Genomic DNA, 10261 nt, shown 5'->3' with positions numbered 1-10261 from the left:
ATTCTGGATTGCGCTCGCTCATCGCTGCGCCACTGATTCAGGAGAAAAGAAAATGATACGAGCACCACTGGAGCAGGCCTTTGAAACCTGTCAGAAGAATAAATCGGACTGGATGAGCAACAAGTCAGCACTGGCACGGGCTGAAATGGCGCTGAAAGAACATGAGCTCACCAGTACCCGTTATGAGCCTGACGCGGTACAGGCGCTGCGTGATGATATTGACCTGAAAAAATGGGCGGTAAACCAGTCTGCCGGTCGGTATATCCGGTCACATGAGACTGTGCAGCGTATCAGCATGCGTCGCCAGCTCCACGCCTTTATGCAGGTCAGTGGCGACGCGCTGGTCGCAGCGCTGGCACCGGAATTAATGCACCTCCGGGAGCTACCTGAAATCGTCAGGGAACGGGCTCTCGACCGGGCGGCCGCCAGCATTCGCGAAGCGCTATCGGTTCATCTGGCCAGCGGAAGAGATATTCATTATGCGCAGGATGACCGGGATATTCTGACGACTATCGGGTTCCGGCCTGACAGAGCCTCCAGAGGAGACAATCGGGCAAAATATACACTTGAACAGAGTCAGATTTTCATGTGCCGACAGGCCGCGCAGCCCCGCAATAAATCCGCATAAACCGCCCCGAAAATACCCTTCTTTTTAAGAAAAATAGCCATGCATGCTTACGCTGCATGGCTTTGCATGCAAAACCCTGAATTTTCCACACACCGCCGCACCAGTGCTGGCGCAGCCTGAAGCCCTTCATGCACCTGCATTAAAAGCGCCCCCGAAAGCGGGCAGGCGTGGCGGGGATAGCATTGCGCGCCAGTGGTAATCACTGCATCGATAATATTTCGCCTTTAATCCTAAAGATTAACGGCATGGGAAAAGCATTAAGTAAACCACAGAGCTAACGATTACAATTAAATTCATATGTTTTACCTCCGTCTTTAAAAGAACAATTTTTAAGAGATAAAATTAATTTTGACATTACACAATACTTAAATCTTTAAAAATTTAAACATGTTTTAAAAACAGAAAGAAATGAAAAAAAAACAAAATAACGATAAGAAAAAGTAAGTGATGGAGAAGTAATCGCTAGAATAACAATATAAAAAAGAGGCGTTTAATACGCCTCTTTAGATTTACAAAATATCATGCATTAACTCAAAATGGTGTTTTATGGACATTTTCTTGATATATGCTAAGTTGGTTCTTCCCCCTGGAGTATTATAAATATCAACCAGTTCTCTACAAGCAGTTGACCAATTAAGTATGTCAGGCCGCTGAGAACTAAGGAAAGCATCCAATTTCTCCAAAGCTTCATCAATTAAAATAGCAACATCTTCAACTACAACTCTAGGATCTGAAAGGAAGTGATGGACTTGAATTTCTGTTCTATCAATGTTCTCGTAAGTGATGTGGATTACAGCCGTTATGGCTTGCCCCCCACCTTCTGCGAAATGATTTCCAACAATAGAAAAATCACCAAACCCATTAAAACCTAGTTGCCTATAATTTAAATGTAAGTCAGAGAAAAATTCGATAATATTATTTGCATACCCGGCGTTGGTTTGGGTACGATTTAAACCATCACGAATTAACACCTTAGATGTGGAATTGAAGTTTGAAATATATATTGCGCTGCATGTGCCATCAATAAAGATATTATCTTTAAATAAATTATCTGAAGATTCTAATTGAAGAAGCTGCTGTGTATTAGCATAGCGACCATTATGAATGATTGATTTTTTTTGACTTTGATAATTATTAAAAAAATTAGTCAATTGTGATGAACTAGTTGTATCATCAACAATGTAACCTAACTCAATTTGAGGATTTATTTCAATTGCACCATTAATTAACGTTTCAGAAGCTCTCTCATTACCTTCAAGCTCCCCACATTTAGGATTAACAATCAAAATAACTCTCGCATTGTTATCACGAGCATCTCTCAAACAACTGTATAAATCCCTATCACTCTCTCTAACAGGTTCAATAATAGCAACCATATTTTTTTGAACGATCTTTGTCAGGCAAGACCTAACAGCTAATAGCTCATATTGTTTTGCTCTTAAATAACAGTAATACATGCTGTGATTCCTTATCAGTTAACATAATGTTTCTGTCATATTTTCCCTAAGTGTCATTAAGTTTTTTTGATTCAATCGTAAATTTAATAATGTTGCTAACAGCGACTGCGGGAGAGAAAGAAAATAGTCCTTTTCAAACCCCTCAAGCTCTCTTGCTGTTAATAACTTTAGCATTTCCTTATGCGCTTTTTTGGTATCCAATTCTAAAAAAAGATTTCTACATTGTTCTTTAACATCCGCGGCCCTTCCAAAAGGTTTTATCCCTGTAACACTTTCATAAAAGAACATATATTCTGAGGGTTTAAAACAATTGAACATTTTATCTTTGGAAAAGTACTCTAGATTCGAGGTAGCTAATCGCTCATAGTTTAGAGCATTCTTTCCGTTTAGAGTGATAATCCCTGTAGTCTCATGAGCTACTTTCATTGCCTGATTTAGTTTTTCAGCGGGGACGACCATGTACACAAACTCAAAAACATCTTTGTATACAGAAAGTTGGTCATCTAATCTTTCAAAAGAATCTAATTCTGTCTTTATTTCATACGCAGTTGACGTATCGTTAAATATTGCAACATCAGCTATGCATCCATTTATTTTAAACTCATTAACATAGCTAACCTTGTTAAACCTATGAAATCCTTTGACTATTTTTTTCGCAATTTCATTCTTGTAAACATATTCGTTTCTGTATTTTTTCTTCAGAAGCAAATATAACTCATCATAAATTTTCGCTATGGACTTATCAGTTGAACTATACGCAGGGCAATTATCCATAACAATACTTCTGAACAGCTCAGACCTATTTTTTTTTGCTATTTCCAAAACTACATTACGACTAAATATTTTACTTATAGCCTGATAATTCATTTTCCGTTCTGCCAAAAAATCAAGTACTGTTTAAATAACCAATACTATGGAGGAATCCCCCATGCTTAAAAACAAACTTAAATATGATAAAAACAAGTCATTTTGTCAAACAGTAATTATTTCATCATAAAAAAGCACTAAATATCAATCAGTAACCGCAAAAAAAATACTTAAATGATTGTTTTATAATTGTTTAGCAAAATCATAAGGGGTAACATCATACCCTTGTCGATTAATATCTAGATAATCAGCCCACCACTGAACCATCAATCGGCGCTCATCCAAATGCTCAGATGTGTGAATATATGCAGCACGTACATTATTCCGCTCTGAATGGCTTAACTGACGCTCTATAGCGTCATCGCTCCATAACCCCGACTCCCCCAACGCACCGCGCGCCATCGTCCTAAACCCATGTCCGCAGACCTCGGTTTTCGTGTCATAGCCTATCGCACGCAATGCGCTGTTTACCGTGTTTTCACTCATAACCTTAGTTGCGTCATGATCCCCCGGAAAAAGTAACTCTTTATCACCACTAATCTGCTTAAGCTGCTCTAACAAAATCATCGCCTGCCGACTAAGCGGAACGATATGCTCCTCTTTCATCTTCATGCCACGGTACGAGTAACGCACGCCTTTAATTTCTTCTCGTTTTGCCGGTACGCGCCTGAGAGATTTATCAAAGTCGAACTCATCCCAACGCGCAAAACGTAACTCACTGGAACGCACAAAAGTTAGTAATGAAAGCTCGACCGCAATCCGTGTCATTACACGACCACGATATGCAGCAAGACGGGTAAGAAACTCAGGAAAACGGCTTGAGGGTAAAGCTGGATAGTGTCGCGCTTTGGTTGTCGATAACGCACCTGCCATATCACTGGCTGGATTAGAGTCTATATAATCGTTCTGCACGGCGTAACGCATTATGGCCGTGACACGCTGTTGCAGGCGCTGAGCAACATCATGCTTACCTGTAGCATCAACTTTTTTAATCGGAGCTAATAGGTGGCTGGTTTTGAGCTGGCGGATGTCGGACGAACCGATGTGGGGGAAGATATAAAGCTCAAGATAGCGAAGAACGCGCGATCGATGGTCTTCACTCCATCGTTTGTTACTGGCGTGCCATTCGCGAGCAATGGTTTCGAAAGTATATGCCCCTGAATTCTCGGCCTGAGCTTCTTTCTGTTCGGCTTTTGGGTCAATGCCCTGAACTAACAGCTTTTTAGCTTCGTCGCGCTTTGCTCTTGCCTGAGCAAGAGTCACTGTAGGCCAAACACCAAAAGCGAGGCGATCCTCTTTTTTGTCAGAGGGGCGTCGGTATTTCATGCGCCAGTATTTAGAACCCCTGGCCGAAACCTCGAGATACAAACCACCGCCATCGGCCATTTTGTAGCTTTTGTCTTTTGGTTTTGCAGTCTCGACTTGCCTGGCGTTGAGCTTCATTTGGGGGCACATTTCTAATCGAAGTTAAGATGCCCCCAATGACATCCGGATTTCAACGGACAACTCAGGACGAAGAAATCGCTGCAAGCATTGATTTTTAAGGGATAATTGGACTTTATTGGATGGTCTTGGAAGTACTAATGGTGCGAAGGCCGGACTCAAATCACCTCTCAACACAATGAAATATAATAAATAATTAATAATCACACCACCATGTGCCCCCTTTTGTGCCCCCAACATGCATTGTGACCATATCTACCTCAACTTATTGGTTTAACAGAAAAAAAACCTGAAATTATCATTCTCGGTTTGGATCCGTTATTCGGATTCGAACCGGAACAGAAAAAAACTTTTTTTCACGAAAACTGTTCACACTGTTCACTCACCTTTATTTTTATTATTTTTCAATATGATACACGGTTAACAGTCCGTGAATAGTGAACACTTTACTGTTCACCTTCAGGGATTTCAGGCAAAAAAAGACCGGCTAATGCCGGTCAGGATAGGTTATGGCGCTGTGGTTTCGTCACATCGGGGCAGCCAGTCGGCGTTGCTTTCATCCCTGAGCGCGAGATTCGTCTGCATTCCCTGATTTGTTCGCCGCTTGCCATAATTCAGCCCGTACTCTTTCAGCATCGATGACAGCCCTTTGCCGAACATGGTAAGGCTCAGCGTGTTTTTGTAGCCGTGCGCCTCCATATAGACCAGATAGGCGTGATAGAGATACAGGCGGGGCTGTCGTGGGATAATATTTGCATTTCCCATGTACATCCCGTCAGGCTCGGGCAACGCCTCCAGATAGCCACAAAAATCGAATGTCGGGTCAGCGTCACGCTTGATACTCAGCGCCTCGTCAGAGTTCTGCTGAGACTGGAGCAACGTACGCGCCGTCATCGGGTCGCTGAATTTTTGCATAAGCTGGCGCACAATGACCGCCAGTTCACAGGCAATCTTATCTTTCAACTTCGGATCTCGCTCTTCCGGGGCAATCTGTTCCGGGAAGTGCATAATCACCCGACGGCGCGACACGCCGCCGCTGCGGTCGGTGAAGCGCATCGGGTTATTGTTGACGGCCAGAATAACCGCCGGGATATGCGTTGAATACGCATCGCGGTATTTCGGGTCAACGGAGACGGCATCCCCGCCGGTGATGGCCTTTAGCCCTGCACCGTCACCACTCCATTTCTCCTGGTCAGGCAGACGTATCAGCGAGAAGCCAATCAGCGCCGCGCGTTCGCGGGGGGATTCCAGCGTTTCAATGGTCGCTGACGTGGCGTTATCCTCTCCGGCCAGCATGGTGGCAATTTCGGCCAGAATACTTTTCCCGCTGCCGCCGGGGCCGGTCACTTCGAGGAAGAGCTGCCAGTCATAACGGTTAGCCAGCACCATAAACAGGGCAGCGAGTATCACGTCACGTTTATCCGCGCGTGAACCGGCGGCGCGGTCGAGCCAGCGCCAGAAGTTCGGCGCGTGGGTTTCCAGTGCTTCCCCCTCGACCGGCGGGGTAAAATCCACATCGCACAGTGTACGCAGCCAGTGCGCTTTACTATGAGGACTGAATACGCCGGTACTTGTATCGAGTACACCGTTGCGAAAACCTATCAGGCGGCGCGCCGGGGCATCCTGCTGGGGAATAATCAGTTTCAGGGTATCCACCACCGAGGCAATTTTCCCCGATGAGAACGGCGCTCGCAGACGCTGGAACAGCCCGGCCACATCACGCGCAAAATCCGACGGCGGGATGATTTTCCATATCCCGGCTTCATAGCGTGACAGGAGCTGGCCGTTCGCATCCACCGCCAGCGCCTCGCCGTAATGCTCATGTACCCGCATCGCCTTTTCACTGGTGCTCATGGCGGTGAATTCGGCCTCGCTCATGGTACTGAACGGGCTCTCTCCCGGTGGTCGGATAGCGTCATAAATCGCTTTACGCGAGGCCTCTTCGCCTTTTTGCATAAACGCATCATTCCAGTCACCGAACACCGGCGGCAGGGCGACCACGCCCTCACAGGCTTCTGCGGCCGCTGCGGCTTTTATCTGACCGTCGCCGTTGAGGTCGCGGTCGGCAGCGAGCACAATCTGACACGCCGGGTGCTTTTGCCGGGCAAGGCTCGCCAGAGAAAGAAGGTTCACGGATGACAGCGCCACCATGACCGTTTCACCTGTCAGGTGATGCACGGTGAGCGCGGTCGCATAACCCTCCGCTATCCACAGGCGTTTTCCGGCCTGTTTTTTCCCCTCGATGATATGACATGTCCCTTTCACCTGACCGCCTTTCAGGGTGCGTTTGAGACCGTCAGCATTGATAAGCTGGAGATTAATCAGCGTACCGGTATCGTCACACAGCGGGACAACCACATCACCGGCGCGGTAGGTCACGCCACCGGTTTTATGCATGGCGGCCAATGTCAGACATTCCAGCGCGGGGAATCCCTTGCGGGTCAGGTAGGCGTTGCCGGTGGCTGGCCGGCTTTTCTCCATCAGTTTTACGGCCAGCGCGGCCGCTGCTTTGCGGTCGGCTTCCGTTCCGGCCTCGGTGGCCGCAATCACCTCCGGGACAACCGGCGACAGATTGCCGGTGACGGCGTTCACCTTTCCGGCAGCCTCTGAAGCCGACACGCCGAAGACCTTTTCAATCAGTTTCAGACCATCACCCGCGCCGCACTGGTTACAGAACCACGTCCCGCGCCCCTCTTTATCGTCAAACCGGAAACGGTCAGTGCCACCGCATACCGGACAGGCCTGATGGCGATTTTTAATGACCTTCACACCCAGCGCCGGGAGAATGCGCGGCCAGTGGCCGCATGCCTGTTTTACGGTTTCCGTTACGTTCATATTCATGATTATTCTCCCTCAGTGTATTACCGGTGATTTGATGTGACGGGCGCAAAGTTCATCCAGTACGACGAGGCCGAGAAAAGATAGCGATGGCGCGGTTTTCAGTGGTCCGGCTTCCATTAAATCTTCCAGTAATGCACAGGCAATCTGGCGGCCTTTTTCCTCGCCATGCTGGCGCAGATAGAAGCCCTCCAGCTCGGCGGCAATGGTGCTTTCCAGCGCGTCGAGGGTGAGGTGCGGGTAGCGGCGCTGACGTTCGCATAAAGCCAGCCATGCACAGGCCACGGCGCGACGATACAGCGCGGCGCGTAATACGGGCGGTAATGGCTTTTTCATACGTTACCCTCCCCGGTCAGCCAGTGCTGATTGCAGCGTTCGACCACGCTGTCGAGCTGGGCGGTCATGAGGTAAATCACGGAGGTGAGCTGTAACTGCTGCGCGGGGTCACGACGAACGGTGGCGCAGTCCTGCACCTGCATCAGGTCGCCGACGAGCCGGCCGACATTGCGCATATGCTCCAGACATTCGAGGTCACGGGCGGTAATGGTGGTGTGTCTCATGCGCGCACCTCCGCAACTGGCAGACGGCCAGCGAACGAGAGAACGTAATCGCGCACAAGAGAAAGGCGTGCGGCGTGCTCATCACCGGCAACGGTGCGAAGCATACAAATACGGGGTTTACGGTCTGCGCGACGAACGGCGGCAAACACAAAGACAAACTGCGGGTGTGACGGGGTGAGGGTCGTAGCCATGATGGCAACCTCCATAGTTAGCTGGTTACAGCCACCACCGGAGTTCCTACGCTCATGGGTGGTAGCCCAGACGGGGGTAGGAATACCGGTAACTATGAGAACCGGCCAGCCCGAAGGCTGCCCCGCCTGAGCCACCATTACGCGATACCCACAATGGCGAAAAGGCCACTGTGTATTGAATGGGTGCATCAAGGCACGGACACAAAAAAAGACGCAAGGCGCGTCTGGTGTCGCCATAGTTAAACACGGGTTCCTACGCCCGGCTGCCGATTTTGCGACAGCAATAAAACTATACCTAGAAACGGCGAAGGGAAGCAAGCCAGAAGAAGGGGCTTTTTGCGGAACGGGCATCATCATGCGTCATAGCCCCGGTTGCGTTCAGCTATACGGTCGGCCATCCACCCGGTTATTTCAGACTGCGCCCACGCCACGTTTTTTCCGCCGAGGCTGATTTGTTTCGGGAAGGCTTCCCGGCTGATGAGGTCGTAAATGGTCGACCGGGACAGGCCGCACAGATGCATCACTTCGGGCAGACGAATAAAGCGCTCGTGAACGGTATCAGAAACCGGCATCAGCGGCGCTGCAGGGGCTGAAGACGGGGAAGAAAAAGCGGTGTGCATCGGGCTACCTCACAAAGTCCATACAGGGCCGGTCGTGTTCGTCCGGCTTCGGGTAGCTCTCTATTTTGTGAATATTTTCCCTCAGGGCAACAACTCATTTTGTAGTACCCCACCACACAACAGAGTGATTTTTATGCAGTGGCAAACAGTGACAATTGTTGACAATCCCTGATAACAAAATGGCAAACCGGTAATTACTTTTATTTATATATTTTCAGCATTTAATCGCTAAAAAGTCTAATCGACTGACTGGCTGAAAAAACAGAAGGGTGAACAGTAGTGAACAGTTGGTGAACACTCCCCCCTCAACTGTTCACCATTTAATTCACTGTATTACTTATCTTTTTTCTTTGAGTGAACAGTAGTGAATAGTTATTAGTAAAAAAACAAACAGAGAGAGGGTTTTCCTGCGACCTTTCTCTGGCAAGCCGGGTTTTTAAGTCCTGTTTGTGCCATGACTGCTACAACCGCAATGGATCGAGTTGTTGTCTGAGGGGCGGCAGAATGGCGTCAGGTTGAAAACAGAGAGAGAGACCGACGATGAAAGCAGACTTACTTACTTCAGTAATGAAAACCATTGGCAGCACACAGAATGAGACAATCCGTACAGCCATCGAGATCGCACTGGATACTCTTAACGAGCAAGCCAACCAGAGCGCAGAGACCACGATAAATAACGCGCTTGGTGCGTTCAGCCAGGCTAAATCCGCACACACGGAAAATATGCTGAAACTGAATGATATCGAGGCTGCCATTACCCACAGCGAGAAAGAACGTCAGAACGCGCTGAATGAGAGTGCTGAAGCGGAACAGAACTGGCGTACCCGTTTTCGCGAGCTACGCGGCATGATGACCCCGGAACTGAAAGCGGAACATGGTCAGCGTGTAGCCGGTCGTGAGCTGGCTGAGGAGTTCACCGCCCTGATTGATGAACTCAATGATGATAAAGCCCGTACTATGCTGGCCGCCTGTACGTCAGGAAACGAATACATCAGCGCCCATACAGTGGTGCTCTCTGCCTATGCCCGGAATGAGTGGGCTGTGGTAATGAAAGACATTCCCCCTGCACTGGTACGCGCTTTTGCGTTACGTCTGCGTGAGCTTGAGATTAAGGGAGAAGAACACCCTCACACTATTCTGATTCAGGAGCTGGGTGAGAATGTGCTGGCACAGAGTCGATATTACGCATTCAACATGGAACATGAGCCGGTGATTTCACAGATTGGCCTTCATCGCCCGGCACTCACCGGCGTAGACATGAAACTCTTTAAAAGTCCTGCCCTCAGAATGTCGCGAGCTAAAGCGCTGGCACAGAAGAGAAAACCGCAGGAGGTGAAGTTATGATGCGCTGTCCGTACTGCAAACAGGCCGCCCATGTTCGTACCAGTCGTTACCTGTCGGATAACGTCAAACAGAGTTATCTCCAGTGTGTGAATGTCTTCTGCTCCGCGACCTTTCGCACCATCGAATCTATCGATGAGGTGATACGGCCACCGGCGGCGGAAAAGCCAGAACCGACGCAGACAGCGCCAGTGACACCGCCCCGAATTCTGGATTGCGCTCGCTCATCGCTGCGCCACTGATTCAGGAGAAAAGAAAATGATACGAGCACCACTGGAGCAGGCCTTTGAAACCTGTCAGAAGAATAAATCGGACT

General features: G+C 48.4%; 11 protein-coding genes. 3 read left to right on the top strand and 8 right to left on the bottom strand.

Translation table 11 applies throughout. The features are described from left to right. The first annotated feature begins 52 nt into the window (after positions 1–52). Positions 53–628 (top strand): phage polarity suppression protein, encoded by a 576-nt coding sequence (locus RDN66_RS03855; protein WP_308537573.1) that lies wholly within the window; start codon positions 53–55, stop codon positions 626–628. A gap of 509 nt (positions 629–1137) precedes the next feature. On the opposite strand, the gene RDN66_RS03850 is transcribed toward RDN66_RS03855, so the two are convergent. The 8 genes from RDN66_RS03850 to RDN66_RS03815 all read right to left on the bottom strand — a co-directional run bounded on the left by RDN66_RS03850 (position 1138) and on the right by RDN66_RS03815 (position 8604). Further along, positions 1138–2085, bottom strand: a complete 948-nt coding sequence (locus RDN66_RS03850) for a sce7725 family protein (RefSeq protein WP_202216647.1) — start codon at positions 2083–2085, stop codon at positions 1138–1140. Positions 2086–2103: 18 nt separating this feature from the next. Then, positions 2104–2952 carry a sce7726 family protein gene (locus RDN66_RS03845; protein WP_202216648.1) on the bottom strand — a complete coding sequence of 283 codons (849 nt, stop codon included), beginning with the start codon at positions 2950–2952 and terminating at the stop codon, positions 2104–2106. 183 nt (positions 2953–3135) lie between these two features. Further along, entirely contained in the window at positions 3136–4395 is a 1260-nt protein-coding gene (locus RDN66_RS03840) for an integrase arm-type DNA-binding domain-containing protein (RefSeq protein ID WP_202216649.1), read from the bottom strand. Between the two features lie 507 nt (positions 4396–4902). After that, positions 4903–7236 carry a primase-helicase zinc-binding domain-containing protein gene (locus RDN66_RS03835; RefSeq protein WP_308537572.1) on the bottom strand — a complete coding sequence of 778 codons (2334 nt, stop codon included), beginning with the start codon at positions 7234–7236 and terminating at the stop codon, positions 4903–4905. Positions 7237–7248: 12 nt separating this feature from the next. After that, the gene (locus RDN66_RS03830) at positions 7249–7569 is read right to left on the bottom strand and encodes a DUF5375 domain-containing protein (RefSeq protein ID WP_308537571.1); all 321 of its coding nucleotides are present in this window, start codon (positions 7567–7569) and stop codon (positions 7249–7251) included. Next, positions 7566–7793 carry a hypothetical protein gene (locus RDN66_RS03825; RefSeq protein WP_308537570.1) on the bottom strand — a complete coding sequence of 76 codons (228 nt, stop codon included), beginning with the start codon at positions 7791–7793 and terminating at the stop codon, positions 7566–7568. Before RDN66_RS03825 ends, RDN66_RS03830 begins: the two co-directional genes overlap by 4 nt. Continuing rightward, on the bottom strand, positions 7790–8341 hold the full coding sequence (locus tag RDN66_RS03820; protein WP_308537569.1) for a host cell division inhibitor Icd-like protein: 552 nt from the start codon (positions 8339–8341) through the stop codon (positions 7790–7792). The genes RDN66_RS03825 and RDN66_RS03820 overlap by 4 nt, the downstream gene beginning before the upstream one ends. Beyond that, complete coding sequence (locus RDN66_RS03815) at positions 8338–8604, bottom strand: AlpA family transcriptional regulator (protein ID WP_004098166.1); 267 nt, start codon at positions 8602–8604, stop codon at positions 8338–8340. Before RDN66_RS03815 ends, RDN66_RS03820 begins: the two co-directional genes overlap by 4 nt. Before the next feature lie 540 nt (positions 8605–9144). Here RDN66_RS03815 and RDN66_RS03810 point away from each other — a divergent pair. Then, positions 9145–9948 carry a capsid protein gene (locus RDN66_RS03810; protein WP_308537568.1) on the top strand — a complete coding sequence of 268 codons (804 nt, stop codon included), beginning with the start codon at positions 9145–9147 and terminating at the stop codon, positions 9946–9948. Next, positions 9945–10187: an ogr/Delta-like zinc finger family protein gene (locus tag RDN66_RS03805; protein ID WP_308537567.1), complete on the top strand. Its 243-nt coding sequence runs from the start codon at positions 9945–9947 to the stop codon at positions 10185–10187. Before RDN66_RS03810 ends, RDN66_RS03805 begins: the two co-directional genes overlap by 4 nt. Positions 10188–10261 lie beyond the last annotated feature (74 nt).

Source organism: uncultured Kluyvera sp. (assembly GCF_902485085.1).
In the GTDB taxonomy this organism is placed as follows: domain Bacteria; phylum Pseudomonadota; class Gammaproteobacteria; order Enterobacterales; family Enterobacteriaceae; genus Kluyvera; species Kluyvera ascorbata.
This window is presented reverse-complemented; position numbering and strand designations above follow the sequence as displayed.